Source organism: Streptomyces sp. NPDC058525 (assembly GCF_042719495.1).
In the GTDB taxonomy this organism is placed as follows: Bacteria; Actinomycetota; Actinomycetes; order Streptomycetales; family Streptomycetaceae; genus Streptomyces.
Window position 1 is genome coordinate 1 of sequence record NZ_JBHXNP010000036.1, and the last position, 15,664, is coordinate 15,664.

The window sequence follows — 15,664 nt, forward strand, 5'->3', positions numbered from 1 at the left end:
ACACGCCGCAAAACCATATCTGCTATTGTCTGGTGGGGTGGTTTTTTTTTATAAGGGGCCGGGGCTGGGGCCGGGGCTGGGTGCCGGTCCCGGATGGACCGACACCCTGCCCCGCGCCGAACGTGCTGCCGCCCGAGTGCCGTCTAGCTGCAGTTCAGGCCGGAGTGGGCCTCCGTGACGGCGGTGTCGAGCTTCTCGGTGTGCGGCTTGAGCGCGGTCACCGCGTCCCGGCCGGTGGTGTCGCCCGGCAGGGCCTCGTACGCGGTCTTCAGGTCCTCGGCCGCCTTCTTCACGGCGTCCTTGCGGGCCGCCTCCCAGGTGGCGGTGGACTCCGCCACGTCCTTCCAGTCGTCCTGGACGTCCGAGTACGCCTCCTGGATCTGCTCCTTGGTGGCATTGGCGGGATCCAGCGCCCTCAACTTGGCGTTGTCCGCCTTGAGTTCGTTCAGGTTGGTGCACAGCTCCGCGGCGGCCGCGGTCGGATCGTCCGTGGGTCCCGCGGCCAGGGCGGCGGAGGCGCCGCCGGCGGACAGCACCAGTGCGGAGACGGTGCTGACTGCGGCTGAAAGAACACGATTCATTGGATTTCACCCTTTCGGGGAAGTGACCCCCACTCGCTCCAAGCTGGCACAGCATCCCGAGTCGCGCACATCGATTCGCATGTGCGTTCGATTCTGGTGTCACGGAACCCGTCTCCGGCCGCGTACCTTATTGCGCATAGTTGGCAACTGCGGATCAGGCGCGAAAGGGGTCGTAGTGGCTTCTCCTGTGGTGTTGGGCATCGAGTCCTCCTGTGACGAGACCGGGGCCGGGATCGTCTCCGGCGGGCGGCTGCTCGCGCACGTGGTGGCGTCGAGCATGGACGAGCACGCGCGGTTCGGCGGGGTGGTGCCGGAGATCGCCGCGCGGGCGCACGTGCAGGCCTTCAACCCGGTCGTACGGGAGGCCCTCGCGCAGGCGGGGATGCGGATCTCGGACATCGACGCGGTCGCCGTGACGACCGGGCCGGGGCTCTCGGGCGCCCTCCAGGTCGGACTGGCCGGGGCGAAGACGCTGGCCTACGCGGCCGGCGTGCCGCTGTACGGGGTCCACCACCTGGCCGGGCACGTCGCCGCCGACACCCTGGAGCACGGCCCGCTGCCCGACCCGTGCATGGTGCTGATCGTGTCGGGCGGACACACGTCGCTGCTGTTCGTACGGGACCTGGTGCGCGATCCGATCCTGCACCTCGGCGACACCGTCGACGACGCGGCGGGGGAGTGCTTCGACAAGGTCGCCCGCGTCTTCGGCCTGCCCTACCCGGGCGGGCCCGCGATCGACCGGGCGGCGCGCGGCGGGAACGGCTGCGCGGTGGCGTTCCCGCGCCCCCTGACCCGGCCGGGCGACGCCCCGTACGCCTTCTCCTTCTCCGGGCTGAAGACCGCGGCCGCCCGCTGGGCCGAGCAGCACCGCATCCAGGGCGAGGAGATCCCGCTGGCCGACGGGGCCGCCTCGCTCCAGGAGGCCGTGGCCGACGTGCTCACGCGCAAGGCCCTGGCCGCCTGCCGCGAGTACGGAGTGCGGACGCTCGTCGTCGTCGGCGGGGTCGCCGCCAACTCGCGGGTGCGGGCGCTGGCGGAGGAGCGGTGCGCGGCCGCCGGTGTCGAACTGCGGGTGCCCCCGCTGACGTTGTGCACCGACAACGGGGCGATGATCGCCGCGGTCGGCGACCTGCTGGTGCGCGCGGGCGCGGATCCGGCCCAGCTCGACGTGTCCATCGACCCGTCGGCGCCGCTGGAGTACGCGGCCCTGCACCCGGTCGCCCGCTCCGCCGTCAGAGTCGCGTGAGCCGAGCGAGCCGGGTGGGCCGAGCGAGCCGGGCGAGCCCGGTGGACCGGGTGCGCGGGGTGGGACGGTTCAGCCGTGTGAGCCGCGAACGGCCGGCCCTCCCCCCTCCAGCGCCCCGCCGCCGGACGGCCGTTCGCGCCCGGGCAGGACGCTGACGAAGGGCACCCCGGTGCGGGGATGCTCGATGACCTCCGCCTCGACCTCGTACACCTCGGACAGCAGCGCGGCCGTCAGGACCTCCTCGGGCTTCCCGGTGGCGACGACGCGGCCGCCGGCCATGACGCAGATCCGGTCGCAGAAGGCCGCGGCGAGGTTCAGGTCGTGCAGCGCGACGACGGCCGTGACGCCCAGCCCCCGCACCAGCCGCAGGGCGTCGAGCTGGTGGCGCAGGTCCAGGTGGTTGGTCGGCTCGTCCAGGACCATGGACCCGGTGCGCTGCGCGAGGGCCCGGGCGATCAGCACCCGCTGCTTCTCCCCGCCCGACAGGCGGTCGAACGGGGCGTGGGCGAGGGCGTCGACGTGGAGCTCCGCCAGCGACCGCATGATGATGTCCCGGTCTTCGGCGTCGTCACCGGCGAAGGCCCGCTTGTGCGGGGTGCGGCCCATGGCGACCACGTCGTACACGGTCAGTTCGAAGTCCCCGGAGGTCTCCTGGAGTACCGCCGCGAGCCGTTGGGCGAGCCGCTTGCCGGGCATCCGCCAGACGTCCTCGCCGTCCAGCAGCACCCGGCCCGACGTGGGCCGCAGCGCCCGGTAGAAGGTGCGCAGCAAGGTGGACTTGCCGGCGCCGTTGGGGCCGACCAGGCCCATCACCTCGCCGGGCGACACGTGCAACGACGCCTCCCGGACGAGGGCCTTGCCGTTCACGAGGACGCTGACGCCCTCGGCTTCGAGGGACGCGGGCCCGTCGCCCGGTCGGTTCTTCGGGTTCGTCACCGGGCAGCCTTCCGTCGCATCAGCCAGAGGAAGAAGGGACCGCCGACCAGGGCGGTGAGGATGCCGACGGGAATCTCCTCCGGACTCATGAGCGTGCGCGCGGCCAGGTCCGCGCCGATCAGGAACGCGGCTCCCAGCAGGGCCGCGGCGGGCAGTGCCCGGCGGTGGTCGGCGCCCACGAGCAGCCGCACCACGTGCGGCATGATCAGCCCGACGAACCCGATCTGCCCGCTGACCGCGACGATCGTGCCGATCATCAGGGCCACCAGCGTGAACAGGGCGCCGCGGAAGCGGTGGACGTCCAGGCCGAGGGCCGCGGCGGCCTCCTCGCCGGCCAGCAGGAGGTTGAGCGGACGGCAGACGCCCAGCAGGACGGCCGTACCGACCAGGACCGCGCCGACCGGGATCCACACCGTGTCCCACGTGGTGCCGGCCAGTCCGCCGAGCATCCAGCGCAGCGCGGACTGCGTCTTGTGGGGGTCGTTGGAGGTGACGACCAGGAAGCTGGCCACCGCCGACAGCACCTCGGCCATGGCCACGCCCGCCAGCACCAGCCGTACCGTCGTCATCCGCCCGCCGGAGCGGGCCAGGAAGTAGACGGCGACCAGGGCCGCGAGGGCGCCGCAGAAGGCCGCGACGGGCAGGGTGAACAGCCCGAACACGGTGAGGTTCATGACCAGGACCAGCACCGCGCCCACCGACGCGCCCGAGGACACGCCCAGCAGCATCGGGTCGGCCAGCGGATTGCGGACCAGTGCCTGGAGCGCCATGCCGGCCACCGACAGGCCGGCGCCGACCACTCCGGCCAGCAGCACCCGCGGCAGCCGGACGTCGACGACGATCGTCTCCCGCACGGGGGTCCACGTCGGCTCGGCGAGCGCCGGGTGCACGCGGTGCAGCAGGATGCTCCACACCTGGTCGGCCGGGACGCTGATCGAGCCCACCGCGATCGCGGCCGTCGCGGCGCAGGCCACGAGGACCCCGAGGAAGGCGAGCACCAGGCCGTACGGGATCCCGGGCCGGCGCGCCGCGACCGGCGGCCGGCCCTCCTCACGGGGGCCGGCCGCCTCGGCCGCCGGGGCCTTCGCCTCGGTCACTGGACGCGGCCGGGGTGGAGCTGCTTCGCGAGCGACTCGACGGCTCCGGGCATCCGTACGCCGAGCACCGTGGAGGACAGGGGCAGCACCGCGAACCGCTGGTTCTTGATCGCGGGCACGTCCTTCAGCGCCGGGTGGGCGAGCAGGAACTTCTTCTTGTCCTCGACGGACTGGTCGCCGTAGTCGTAGATGACGATGGCCTCGGGGGCGCGCTGGGCGACCTGCTCGAAGGAGACGTCACCGAAGGCCTTGTCCAGGTCGGCGAAGAGGTTCTCGCCGCCGGCCCGCCGGATCATGTCGTTGCCGATGCCCTTGCCGCCCGCGGTGAAGGCCGTCTTGTCGCCGCTGTCGTACACGAAGAGCTTGACCGGGGTGACGCCGGCCAGCTGCGTCTCGACCTTGTCGAGGGTGGCGTGCAGGGACGCCAGCCGCTCCTCGGCCCGCTCGGGCACACCGAAGATCTTGCCGAGGGTGCGGATCTCCTCGTCCATGGAAGCCGCGTTCACCGGACCGGTGGGGCATTCCTCGGTGTTGAGGTGGGTGTTGATGCCGGCCTTGGTGAAGGCGGCCCGGCTGCGCCCCTCCTTCTCGTCGAAGGTGGACTTCCAGCCGCCGTAGACGAAGTCTGGCTCGGCCTCCAGGAGCGCCTCGAAGGACGGGTACTCCTTGGAGATGACCTTCACGCTGTCGTAGGCGCCCTGGTACTCGGGGAGGATCTTGTCGTCGAGGTAGCCCGTGCCCACCATCGACTTCTCCAGGCCGAGCGCCAGCATGACCTCGGTCGCGTGCTGGTTCAGGGAGACCGCGCGCTGCGGCGGACGCTGGTAGGTGGTGCTCACGCCGCAGTTCTCGACCGTGAGCGGAAAGCCCTTGGCTGTCGCGCCCGCCTTCGGGGTGGCGGAGGGCGTCGCGGCGCCTCCGCAGCCGGATATCAACAGGGCTGTGGCGAGGGCGGACAGCAGGGATTTCGAGGGGATGCGGGGCATGGGTGGTCCTCTCACCGCGGATGGGTCGGATGCGTCGGTCGGTCTTCACGCCCCGTCGCGGGGGACGGGGGTGGTGCGGGCCGGGGCAGGGCGGGCCGGGGCGGGCCTGATCGGCCCGGTCGGCCCGGGAGGGGGCGTGCGGCCGGGCCGCGGGAACTGCGGGCAAGCCGATGCGGGGTGGGGAGGGCTCGCGGGGGCGCACGGGGGGCGCGTACGGCGGCTCGTGCCACCCGGTCCCGGGACGACCGGGCACGACCGGGTACGACTGCCCCCGGTCCCGGGGCCGTTGGCGGGCCACGGGCCTCACGCGCCGTCGGGCTCGCGGCCCCCGGCCTACGGGACGAGCGGCTCTGGGGTGTCGAGGGCCGGGGTGTCGAGGGCCGGCACCGGACGCGGCTCGCCCTCGGCGTTTATCGCGACGAAGGTCAGTCTCGCGGTGGCCACTTCCGTGGTGGGGCCCGAGGCGTTCCAGCGCTCGGCCCTGACGCGCACGCCGACCGTCATCGACGTCCGGCCGGCGCGTTCCAGCTCGGCGTCGACGCTGAGCAGGTCGCCGGCGCGCACCGGTGCCAAGAACGCCATCCGGTCCACGGCCACGGTGACGGCGGGGCCGTCGGCGTGCCGTCCGGCCGCGGCAGCGGCGGCGTCGTCGATGAGCTTCATCACCACACCGCCGTGGATGGTGCCGTAGAGGTTGGTGTCGTGCTCGCTCATGATGTGGGCGAGCGTCACCCGGGAGTCGCCCGGGTTCTTGGAAGCGCACTCCACGGTGGCAGCGGTCTGGTCGGCCACGTCAACTCTCCTTCGCGAGTCGCGGCAGAAAGGCCCCGGAGAGTCTTCTTCGGGACCCCGCATGACGTACCGGCATGCGGGCAGTGGCAGGTCTTCGGACTCGCGGACACGCCTGCCGGTCTCCCGGCGGGCACCTAGTGGCCGTCGCTTCCCGGAACCGGTTCCGGTTCCAGTGCGTATGACGGCGGTCGTTCCCGCTCACCGCTGCGGGGCAGTCCCGGATTCCCACCGGGTTCCCTCTTACGACGCATCCCGCCTGGCGGACGGGGCGAACCAGCTGCGCTCACAGCCTACCCGGGCGCATGACGGCTCTGACCAGCCCCGCGGCCCGTCCGTGCGCGCACGGACGGGGACATTCTCCGCGTGCGGGCGGATCCCCGGTACGGCGGTGGTCCGCCGGGGCCGGGCACGGGCGCAGGGGTGTACTCCCGTGCGCCCCGCGTGCTCCTTCGACGGCTTCGGCGGCCCCGCGTACGGTTCCGGGCCATGAGCGGATACGCGAGGGAACCGGCCGCGTCCAGGGAAATCGGTTCCGAGGCCCTGCCTCCCCCCGACCAGTGGTCCACCGCCCCTGTGGTGGCGGCTCCGGTCTGCCGTTTCGAGAACTTCCTCGGCGCGGAACGCGCCGGCACCCTGCTGGACTACGCGATCTCCCGGCAGGCCGACTTCAACGCGGGAACCGTCCTCGACCCGCTCTCGGGCCAGGTCTCCCACAAGGGCCGCAGCTCGCTCGTGCTCCCCGTGACCAGCGCCGTGTTCAGCGCGCACCTCGCCGACTGCCTGCCGCTCGTACAGGAAATCCTCGGCCACCGGGCCGCGCTCACGCACACCCTGACCGTCCTGACGGCGCACGGCGAGGGCGGCCACTACGGCATGCACACCGACGCCTCACGGGTGCGCGACGTCAGCACGGCCGTGTCGGCGGTGTACTACCTGCACCGCGAGCCCCGCGGTTTCGAAGGCGGCCGGCTGCGGCTGTACGACACCCTGCTCCACGAGGGCGGGGCCCGGCCGGCGGAGTCGTACCGCACGATCGAGCCCGAGCACGACACCATCGTGTTCTTCCCGGCCAGCGCCTTTCACGAGGTCGTCCCGTCCACCTGCCCGAGCGGGCTGTTCGCCGACAGCCGGTTCACCCTGACGACGTGGATCAGCGGTACCGGGTCCGGGCCGGAGCCACCCGCCGAGCCGTTCGGGATCTGGCCGTGGATGGCCCGCGCCGCCGAACGCACCCGCCCGCTCGCGGACGCCGAGCGCGACCACGACGGGGCCCGGCCCATCGCCCTGCCGCCCGCCGACCCCGCGACCCGGCTCACCCTGCCCGTACCCCGCACGGCACCGTGACGGCCTGACCGCCGGGTGCGTGCGGGGTCGCCGGGTGCGTGCGGGGTTCGGGGGACCGGGGGGATCAGGGGCGCTGGGTCAGGTATCCGCCCATGGAGGTGAAGTACTCGGCCGCGGGCAGCTCCCGGCCGTCCTCGGTCCGCACCCGGGTGATGGCCAGCCCGTGGTTGCGGCCGGTGCGGGCGTCGGCGCCCGCGACGATCACCACTCCGTCGCCCTCGCGGTAGAAGATGCGGCCCGGCGTGCCGCCGTAGCGGCCCTCGGAGACGACCGCGGCCAGGACTTCGAGCCGCTTGCCCTTGTGGAAGGTGTAGGCGCTCGGGTAGGGCTCGGACTGGGCGCGGACCAGGCGGTCCAGGTCGGCCGCGGGCCAGGTCCAGTCGATGCGGCTGTCCTCGAGGGACCGCTTGTGGAAGAAGCTCGCCTGGGAGCGGTCCTGGTCGGTGTACTCGGCCCGGCCGGAGGCGATGCTGTCCAGCGCGCCGACGACGACCGGGGCGATGAGGTCGACGGTCCGGTGGAAGAGGTCGGTGGCGGTGTCCCGCGGTCCCACCGGTACGGCCTCCTGCCGCACGATGGCGCCGGCGTCGAGTTCGTCGTTCATCATGTGGGCGGTGACGCCCACTTCCGTCTCGCCGTTGATGAGGGCCCAGATCAGCGGGGAGAAGCCGGCGTACTTCGGCAGCAGCGCGTCGTGCACGTTCAGCGTGCCGTGGCGCGGGAGGTTGAAGACGCGCGGGGGCAGCCAGGTCCGCCAGTTGTTGGCGACGATGATGTCCGGGTCGGCCTCCTTGAGGCGTTCGAACAGCTCGTCGTCGTCGGGACGGTTGCGGATCAGCACCGGTACGCCGTGCTCTTCGGCGAGGTCGGCGACGGAGTCGCTCCAGATCTTCTCGTACGCGTGCTCGCTCTTGGGGTGCGTCACGACCAGCACCACGTCGTGCTCGGAGTCCAGGAGGGCTTGCAGGGTGCGATGGCCCCAGGTCTGGTAACCGAACATGACGACCCGCATGGGGTTCCTCCTCGGAGCAGGGGATGGCTGGTGTCGAGTAAAGCAAGGCTTGCCTAAGTTTGCAACGGTGTCTTTTTGTAAGCGAGTTGGTGGAGCCCCTGGTGTCGGCTGCCCGATTTGTCTATCGACAGCCGCCTCGGGATCAGCTTAGCCTTGCCTAAGTTCCGGGTCGCGGCTCCGTTGGCGTGCCCACAATCCGCCCTTCCGCCTTCCGCCCTTCCCGACGCTCGACCCGACGGCTGCCGGCCTGCCCGGCGCGGCGGCTGCCCCCCGCACGATGGGAGTGACATGGCTCAGGTCCGTCCTGGCGACGCCCCGTTGATCCACGACCTCATTGGCATCGGCTTCGGTCCGTCCAACGTGGCGATGGCGATCGCGGTCAGCGAGCACAACGCTCGCGCCGGAAGGCAGGAAGCGTTCACCGCTCACTTCTTCGAACAGCAGCCGCGCTTCGGCTGGCACCGGGGCATGCTCATCGACGACGCGACCATGCAGGTGTGCTTCCTCAAGGACCTGGTGACGCTCCGGAACCCGGCCAGCGAGTTCAGCTTCCTGTGCTACCTGAAGAGCAAGGGGCGGCTGGTCGACTTCATCAACCACAAGACCCTCTTCCCGCTCCGGGTGGAGTTCCACGACTACTTCGAGTGGGCCGCGGACCAGGTCGACGACATGGTGTCCTACGGCCACGAGGTCGTCGGGATCACACCGGTCGAACGCGACGGAGCGGTCGAGTACCTGGACGTCACGGTCCGCTCGGGGGAGGGGCTGGCCCTGCACCGGGCCCGCAACCTCGTCATCGGCACCGGCCTGCGCCCCCTCATGCCGGACGGCGTGGAGCGCACCGACCGCGTCTGGCACACCTCCGACCTGCTGACGAAGGTCGACTCCCTCGAAGGCGCCGACCCGTCCCGGTTCATCGTCGTCGGCGCCGGCCAGAGCGCCGCGGAGAACGTCGCCTACCTGCACCGCCGCTTCCCCGCGGCCGAGGTCTGCGCCGTCTTCTCCCGCTACGGCTACAGCCCCGCGGACGACAGCAGCTTCGCCAACCGGATCTTCGACCCGGACGCGGTGGGCGAGTTCTTCGCCGCCCCGCCCGGCGTCAAGCGCAGGCTGATGGACTACCACGGCAACACCAACTACTCCGTGGTGGACATCGACCTGATCGACGGCCTCTACCGGCAGATGTACCAGGAGAAGGTCCTCGGCACCGAGCGGCTGCGCTTCCTCAACGTCTCGCGGCTGGCCGCGGTCAGCCAGACGCCGGACACGGTCCGCGCGACCGTGCAGTCCCTCGTCACCGGGGAGGAGACCCCGCTGGAGGCCGACGTCGTGGTCTTCGCCACCGGCTACCGCCCCGCCGACCCGCTCGCCCTGCTCGGCGAGGTCGCCGGGCGGTGCCTGCGCGACGACGAGGACCGGGTCCGCGTCGAGCGCGACTACCGCATCGCCACCGACCCCGAACTGCGCTGCGGGATCTACGTGCAGGGCGGTACGGAGCACACGCACGGCATCACGTCGTCCCTGCTCTCGAACACCGCCACCCGGGTGGGTGAGATCCTGGACTCGCTGCTCGACCGGGGTCTGAAGGCCGATGCCGACGAGGTCCGGACCGTCGCCGACGGGTCGGGAAGCACCGCACGCTAGCCGGTCCGCCGGCCGGGTTTCGCCGGTGGAGCGAAGGGATAACGTACAGCGACATGGGCACGATTGCAGTCGAGCTCCCCGTGCCCAAGGGCACAACAGGGCTCCGTCGGCGGCGAGTTGTGGGTTCGCTCACGCTCTTGCTGATCCTTCTCGCGGCGGTGGTGGTGTCGTTGGCCGTCGGTGCCCGCGCGCTGAGTCCGGCCGAGGTGTGGCACGGGCTGACCGCGCCGCCGGACGCGGACCGGCGGCTCACCGAGATCCGGCTCATCGTGGAGACCGTGCGGGTCCCCCGCACGGTGCTCGCGGTCGTGGCCGGAGTGGCCCTGGGGGTCGGCGGGGCGCTGATCCAGGGGTACACGCGCAACCCGATCGCCGACACGGGCCTGCTCGGGGTCAACTCCGGCGCCTCCTTCGCCGTGGTCACGGTGATCGCGGTGTTCGGGTTCACCGACCCGTTCCAGTACGTGTGGTTCGCCTTCCTGGGGGCCGCGGTCGCCGGGGTGGTCGTGTTCGGCCTGGCGAGCATCGGGCGCGGGGCCGGCAACCCGCTGACGCTCGCCCTGGCCGGGCAGGGCGTCACGGTGTTCCTCGCGGCGATGACCACGGCCGTCGCCCTGTCGGACAAGGCCTCGCTGAACGCGCTGCGCTTCTGGAACGCGGGCTCCGTGGCGGGGGTCGGCTTCGGCGTCATCTGGCCGGTGACCGCCTTCATCGCGGTGGGCCTGGTGCTGGCGCTGACCACGCTGCCCGCCGTCAACCTGCTCAACCTGGGCGACGACGTGGCACGGGGCCTGGGGGTGAACATCACGCTGATCCGGACCGTCGGCATCATCGCCATCACCCTGCTGGCGGGAGCGGCGACGGCGGCCTGCGGCCCCATCGCGTTCCTCGGGCTGATGGTGGCCCACGTGGCCCGCTACCTGACCGGGCCGGACTACCGCTGGCTGGTCCCGTACGCGGGTCTGCTGGGCGCCATCGTCCTGCTGGTCGGCGATATCGCGGGGCGGCTGCTGGTGCGGCCCGGCGAGCTGGACGCGGGCGTGGTGGTGGCGCTGCTCGGCGCGCCGTTCTTCGCGGTCCTGGTGTGGCGCGGAAAGTTCAAGAACGCATGAACGGGGCCGATGTGAAGCCAGTGGTGCTGGCGCCGGGTGTGCGGCTCGGCAGGGTGTCGTTCGTGTGGCGGCCGTGGATGGTGTGCGTCACGCTGCTGCTGGCCGCCGCGACCTTCCTCGTGTTCTGCCTGTCCATCGGCGTCGGGGACTTCCCCATCGGCCTGACCCAGGTGGTCACCACGATCCTGGGACAGGGCGAGCAGGTCGACGAGTTCGTCATCATGGACCTGCGGATGCCGCGCGCCCTGACCGGGGTGGTGGTCGGTGTCGCGCTGGGCGTGGCCGGGGCGATCACCCAGTCCGTGGCGCGCAATCCGCTGGCCAGCCCGGACATCCTGGGGATCACCGGGGGCGCCGGGGCGGTCGCGGTGTTCCTGGTGACGGTGTCGGGCGGGACGGCGGCCGCGGTCGTCAACTCCGTGGGCCTGTCCGGGGCGGCCCTCGCGGGTGGTCTCGGCACGGGGCTGCTCGTCTACTTCCTGGCGTGGCGGCGCGGGGTCGACGGCTTCCGGCTCATCCTCATCGGCATCTCGGTGAGCGCCGTGATGGAGGCGATCACGACCTGGCTGCTGGTGCAGGCGGACATCAGGGACGTGGCCCGGGCCCAGGCGTGGCTGATCGGTTCGCTGGACGGCCGGTCGTGGGACGACGTACGGGTGGCGCTGTGGTGCACGGTGGTCCTGGTGATCGTCGTGGCGGGCGCCGCGTTCCAGTTCAAACCGCTGCACCTCGGCGACGAGGTGGCCGCGGGCCTGGGCGTGCGGTACACGCGGGTGCGGGCGGTGCTGCTGCTGTGCGCGGTGCTGCTGGCCGGCGTGGCGGTGAGCGCGGCGGGTCCGGTGCCGTTCGTGGCCCTGGTGGCGCCGCAGGTGGCGATGCGTCTGGTGAGGTGTCCGACACCGCCCATGGCGGCCTCCGGCATGGTGGGGGCCCTGCTGCTGATCGGGGCGGACCTGATCGCGCGCACGGCGCTGCCGATCACCCTCCCGGTCGGCGTGATCACCGCCGTGATCGGAGGCCCCTTCCTCATCTATCTCCTGGTGCGGGCTAACGTCCGTTGACCGACTCACATTCACACAGGCCTGTATCAGGGGGAGTTGTGGCCCTATCTCATATCGCCGGGACCGAGCGCGGGACCGGTGCCCCGGCACGGCTCGCGGCCAGGGGCGTCACGGTCGGGTACGGCGGCAAGAGCGTCATAGACGACCTGCACGTGTCGATCCCGCCGGGAGTGATCACCACGATCATCGGCTCCAACGGCTGCGGGAAGTCGACGCTGTTGCGGACGCTGTCGCGGCTGCTCAAACCGAGCAGCGGGTCGGTCGTACTGGACGGCGAGGACATCGCCACCCTCAAGACCAGGGACGTCGCGAAGAAGCTGGGCCTGCTGCCGCAGGCGCCGGTGGCGCCGGACGGGCTGACGGTGGCCGACCTGGTCGCCCGGGGGCGCCATCCGCACCAGAGCTGGCTGCGGCAGTGGTCGTCGGACGACGCGGGCGTCGTGGAGCGGGCGCTGGCCATGACCGGGGTGTCCGATCTGGCGGACCGCCCGGTCGACGCGCTGTCCGGCGGGCAGCGCCAGCGCGTGTGGATCTCGATGACGCTGGCCCAGGGGACCGACCTGCTGCTGCTGGACGAGCCGACCACCTACCTGGACCTGGCGCACGCGATCGACGTGCTCGACCTGGTGGACGACCTGCACGAGTCGGGCTGCACGGTGGTGATGGTGCTGCACGACCTCAACCTCGCCACGCGCTACAGCGACAACCTCATCGTCATGCGGGCCGGCTCGATCCTGGCGCAGGGGCACCCGCGGGACGTGATCACCGCGGAACTGCTGCACGAGGCGTTCGGACTGCGTGCCAAGGTGATCGAGGATCCGGTGGGGGACCGGCCGCTGATCGTGCCGATCGGACGCACCCACGTGCGATCCGACTAGCTCAGACACAGATACGATGCAAGTAAGGCTAGGCTAGCCTCACTTGGTCGCGGTAGGGTTTGGCTGCCCTCGGGCGGAGTTGCAATGGCTGGCACAACAGCAAGGGAATGCGGATGCTTCTCCAGCAAACGGCACGTATGAACTCCCGGCGGCGGCTGGCGGTGATGCTGTCCGCCGCGACCCTCGGGGTCGGGCTCCTCGCGGGTTGTTCCGACCCGGCGGACAAGGCCGACAAGAAGAACGACGGCGCCGCGCCCGCCGCGGCCGGCACCTTCCCGGTCACGGTGGACCACGCCTTCGGGTCCACCAAGGTGGCCAAGGCCCCCCAGCGGGTCGTCTCCGTCGGCTACACCGACGACCAGGCCATCCTGGCGTTCGGCATCAAGCCCGTCGGCATGGTCGACCAGTACCCGAACCCGCCGGGCACCAGCCCCGACATCAACACGCAGTGGCCCTGGGTGAAGGACGCGTGGGGCGACGCGCGACCCGAGGTCGTCATGAACAACGGCGACACCGGCCCGAACTACGAGAAGATCGCGGCCCTGCGGCCGGACCTGATCATCGCGGTCTACTCCGAGATCGACCAGGCCGCCTACGACAAGCTCTCCAAGATCGCCCCGACGGTGGGCCGCACCAAGGCCGAGAAGGAGCCGTTCAGCGCTCCGTGGCAGGACAACGCCGTCCACATCGCCAAGGCGCTGGGCCAGGAGTCCAAGGGCACCGAACTGGTCAAGGGCATCCAGGACAAGCTCGACGCGGCCAAGAAGGCGCACCCCGAATTCGCGAACCAGACCGCCGTCGCGCTGTCCTGGTACAAGGACGCGGCGGCCCCCTTCACCTCCACCGACGTCCGCGGACGCCTGGTGACGGGCACCGGCTTCAAGTACCAGACCGAGATCGACAAGATCGCGGGCGGCAAGTTCTACACCACGCTCTCCCCCGAGCGCATGGACCTGATCGACGTGGACCGCATCTTCGTCATCAACGACAAGGCCGACACGGAGGCGCTGAAGAAGTTCGAACTGTTCGCCAACCTGCCCGCGGTCAAGAACGGCAAGGTGTCCTACCTCCTCGACAGCGAGGGCCCGGCGGTCGGCGCGGCCATGTCGCAGGGCACCCTGCTGTCCCTGCCGTACGCGATCGACGAGCTCGTCAAGTCGGTCGGCCAAGTGTGAGCATCACCGAAACGCGCGCCGTCCCGTCGACCCTGCGCACGACGACCGGACGGGAGGCCACCCGCTGGGTCACGGCACACTGCCGCCAGATCCCGTGGCTCACGTCCGCCGCCGTGTTCACCACCGTCGCCGGGGCGGCGCTCCAGGTACTCCCGCTGCTCCTGCTCGGCCGCGTCGTCGACGCGGTGGTCGAGGGCCAGGCCCGCTCGGTCCTGGTCACGACGGGCATCCTGATGGTCGCCGCCGCGCTGCTCGGCGCGGCGGCCACCGCACTGTCGACCTACCTGATCGGCAGGCTCGGAGCGGACCTGCTCGCGCAGCTGCGCGAAGGCGCCGTCCGGGCGGTACTGGGCCTGCCGAGCGCACGGATCGAGCAGGTCGGCCGGGGAGACGTACTGTCCCGGGTCGGCGACGACGTGGCCGTACTGTCCAGGGGCATCCGCACCGCCGTCCCCACGGTGTTCTCGGCGGGCGTGCTCGTCGTCATCGCCACGCTCGGCATGTTCGGCCTGGACTGGCGGCTCGGCCTGGCGGGCGCCTGCGCCCTGCCGGCGTACGCACTGGCCCTGCGCTGGTACCTCCCCCACTCCGCACCGCTCTACCGCACGCAGCGGGCGGTCCAGGCCGACCGCGCGCAGGCCCTGATCAGCGGACTGAACGGCATCGACACCGTCCGGGCCTACCGGCTCGAGGGGGCCGTCCGCGAGAAGGTCACGCAGGAGTCGTGGCGGGTGCGCGAGCTCGGCATCGAGGTGTTCCGGCTCTTCGGCCGGTTCGTCGGCCGGGAGAACCGCGCCGAGTTCATCGGGCTGGTACTGATCATCGTCGTGGGGTACGTCCTGCTGGAGACCGACGCCGCCACGCTCGGCGACGTGTCCGCGGCCCCGCTGCTGTTCCACCGGCTGTTCACCCCGCTCGGCTCCATCATGTTCACCTTCGACGAGGCCCAGAAGTCGGGCGCGAGCCTGACCAGGCTCGTCGGGGTGCTCGGGGAGGACGCGGAGGACCGCCTGGTGGGCGCACCGGCCGTCGCACGGGCGGCCGACGTGCCGTACCCGGTGACGGTGCAGGGGCTGACCTTCACCTATCCCGACTCCGAGGAACCCGTCCTGCGCGACGTCGACCTGACGATCCCGGCGGGCGGTTCGCTCGCCCTGGTCGGGGCGACGGGCGCGGGCAAGTCGACCCTGGCCGCGCTGATCGCCGGCATCGGCACCCCGCAGGCCGGGTCGGTGCGCATCGGGACCAACGACCTCGCAGGTCTGGACGAGGCCGGGGCCCGCGCCCTGGTCAGCATCCTGACGCAGGAGACGCACGTGTTCTCCGGTCCGCTCGCGGACGACCTGCGGCTGGCCGCGCCGGAAGCCACCGACGCCGAGCTGATGGCGGCCCTGCGCACGGTCGGGGCCGGCGAGTGGGTCGAGGCGCTGCCCGGCGGGCTGAACACACCGGTGGGCGAGGGCGGCGAACGCCTGGACGTCACCAAGGTCGCCCAGATCGCCCTGGCCCGCCTGGTGCTGGGCCGGTCGCCGGTGGTGGTGCTCGACGAGTCGACGGCCGAGGCGGGCAGCGAGGGCGCGGCCGAGCTGGAGCGCGCCGTGATGGCCGCCTGCGCGGGCCGGACCACGCTGTTCGTGGCCCACCGGCTGACGCAGGCGATGGCGGCGGACCGGATCGCCGTGCTGGACGCGGGACGCGTGGTCGAGCAGGGCGCCCACGAGGAACTCGTGGCCCTGGGCGGCCGGTACGCGCGCCTGTGGCGGGCCTGGCGCGAGGGCAGCTAGCCGGTCCGCCCTGATT

The 15,664-nt window shown here is 71.7% G+C and carries 14 protein-coding genes and 1 riboswitch; of the genes, 8 read left to right on the forward strand and 6 right to left on the reverse strand.

All coding sequences use genetic code 11. The features are described from left to right. Positions 1-143: 143 nt before the first annotated feature. Complete coding sequence (locus tag ACFWP3_RS18455; protein WP_384222008.1) at positions 144-581, reverse strand: hypothetical protein; 438 nt, start codon at positions 579-581, stop codon at positions 144-146. A 187-nt stretch (positions 582-768) separates the two neighbouring features. Here ACFWP3_RS18455 and tsaD point away from each other — a divergent pair, with 187 nt between their 5' ends. Beyond that, positions 769-1,827 carry a tRNA (adenosine(37)-N6)-threonylcarbamoyltransferase complex transferase subunit TsaD gene (gene tsaD, locus ACFWP3_RS18460; protein WP_384222100.1) on the forward strand — a complete coding sequence of 353 codons (1,059 nt, stop codon included), beginning with the start codon at positions 769-771 and terminating at the stop codon, positions 1,825-1,827. A 69-nt stretch (positions 1,828-1,896) separates the two neighbouring features. Here the strand turns inward: tsaD and ACFWP3_RS18465 are convergent, their stop codons facing one another. The 4 genes from ACFWP3_RS18465 to ACFWP3_RS18480 all read right to left on the reverse strand — a co-directional run bounded on the left by ACFWP3_RS18465 (position 1,897) and on the right by ACFWP3_RS18480 (position 5,638). Further along, positions 1,897-2,763 (reverse strand): ABC transporter ATP-binding protein, encoded by an 867-nt coding sequence (locus ACFWP3_RS18465; protein ID WP_384222010.1) that lies wholly within the window; start codon positions 2,761-2,763, stop codon positions 1,897-1,899. Further along, positions 2,760-3,776, reverse strand: coding sequence for a FecCD family ABC transporter permease (locus tag ACFWP3_RS18470; RefSeq protein ID WP_384222103.1), 1,017 nt, complete (start codon positions 3,774-3,776; stop codon positions 2,760-2,762). The genes ACFWP3_RS18465 and ACFWP3_RS18470 overlap by 4 nt, the downstream gene beginning before the upstream one ends. An 80-nt stretch (positions 3,777-3,856) precedes the next feature. After that, positions 3,857-4,846 carry an ABC transporter substrate-binding protein gene (locus tag ACFWP3_RS18475; RefSeq protein ID WP_384222012.1) on the reverse strand — a complete coding sequence of 330 codons (990 nt, stop codon included), beginning with the start codon at positions 4,844-4,846 and terminating at the stop codon, positions 3,857-3,859. A gap of 333 nt (positions 4,847-5,179) precedes the next feature. Beyond that, a complete protein-coding gene (locus ACFWP3_RS18480; RefSeq protein ID WP_384222014.1) occupies positions 5,180-5,638 on the reverse strand; it encodes an acyl-CoA thioesterase in 459 nt (152 codons plus the stop codon). Between the two features lie 67 nt (positions 5,639-5,705). Further along, positions 5,706-5,931, reverse strand: a riboswitch (cobalamin riboswitch). 193 nt (positions 5,932-6,124) lie between these two features. Here ACFWP3_RS18480 and ACFWP3_RS18485 point away from each other — a divergent pair. Next, complete coding sequence (locus ACFWP3_RS18485) at positions 6,125-6,982, forward strand: 2OG-Fe(II) oxygenase (RefSeq protein WP_384222016.1); 858 nt, start codon at positions 6,125-6,127, stop codon at positions 6,980-6,982. Positions 6,983-7,046: 64 nt separating this feature from the next. On the opposite strand, the gene ACFWP3_RS18490 is transcribed toward ACFWP3_RS18485, so the two are convergent. Continuing rightward, on the reverse strand, positions 7,047-7,994 hold the full coding sequence (locus ACFWP3_RS18490) for a methionyl-tRNA formyltransferase (protein WP_384222019.1): 948 nt from the start codon (positions 7,992-7,994) through the stop codon (positions 7,047-7,049). Between the two features lie 288 nt (positions 7,995-8,282). Between ACFWP3_RS18490 and ACFWP3_RS18495 the strand changes: the two genes are divergently transcribed. The 6 genes from ACFWP3_RS18495 to ACFWP3_RS18520 all read left to right on the forward strand — a co-directional run bounded on the left by ACFWP3_RS18495 (position 8,283) and on the right by ACFWP3_RS18520 (position 15,648). Further along, positions 8,283-9,638, forward strand: a complete 1,356-nt coding sequence (locus ACFWP3_RS18495; protein WP_384222021.1) for a lysine N(6)-hydroxylase/L-ornithine N(5)-oxygenase family protein — start codon at positions 8,283-8,285, stop codon at positions 9,636-9,638. Positions 9,639-9,691: 53 nt separating this feature from the next. Then, positions 9,692-10,750 carry a FecCD family ABC transporter permease gene (locus tag ACFWP3_RS18500; protein ID WP_384222024.1) on the forward strand — a complete coding sequence of 353 codons (1,059 nt, stop codon included), beginning with the start codon at positions 9,692-9,694 and terminating at the stop codon, positions 10,748-10,750. Then, the gene (locus ACFWP3_RS18505; protein ID WP_384222025.1) at positions 10,747-11,811 is read left to right on the forward strand and encodes a FecCD family ABC transporter permease; all 1,065 of its coding nucleotides are present in this window, start codon (positions 10,747-10,749) and stop codon (positions 11,809-11,811) included. Before ACFWP3_RS18500 ends, ACFWP3_RS18505 begins: the two co-directional genes overlap by 4 nt. Before the next feature lie 38 nt (positions 11,812-11,849). Next, positions 11,850-12,689 (forward strand): ABC transporter ATP-binding protein, encoded by an 840-nt coding sequence (locus ACFWP3_RS18510; RefSeq protein WP_384222027.1) that lies wholly within the window; start codon positions 11,850-11,852, stop codon positions 12,687-12,689. 113 nt (positions 12,690-12,802) lie between these two features. Further along, positions 12,803-13,864, forward strand: coding sequence for an iron-siderophore ABC transporter substrate-binding protein (locus ACFWP3_RS18515; protein WP_384222029.1), 1,062 nt, complete (start codon positions 12,803-12,805; stop codon positions 13,862-13,864). Next, a complete protein-coding gene (locus tag ACFWP3_RS18520) occupies positions 13,861-15,648 on the forward strand; it encodes an ABC transporter ATP-binding protein (RefSeq protein WP_384222031.1) in 1,788 nt (595 codons plus the stop codon). The genes ACFWP3_RS18515 and ACFWP3_RS18520 overlap by 4 nt, the downstream gene beginning before the upstream one ends. Positions 15,649-15,664: the final 16 nt, after the last annotated feature.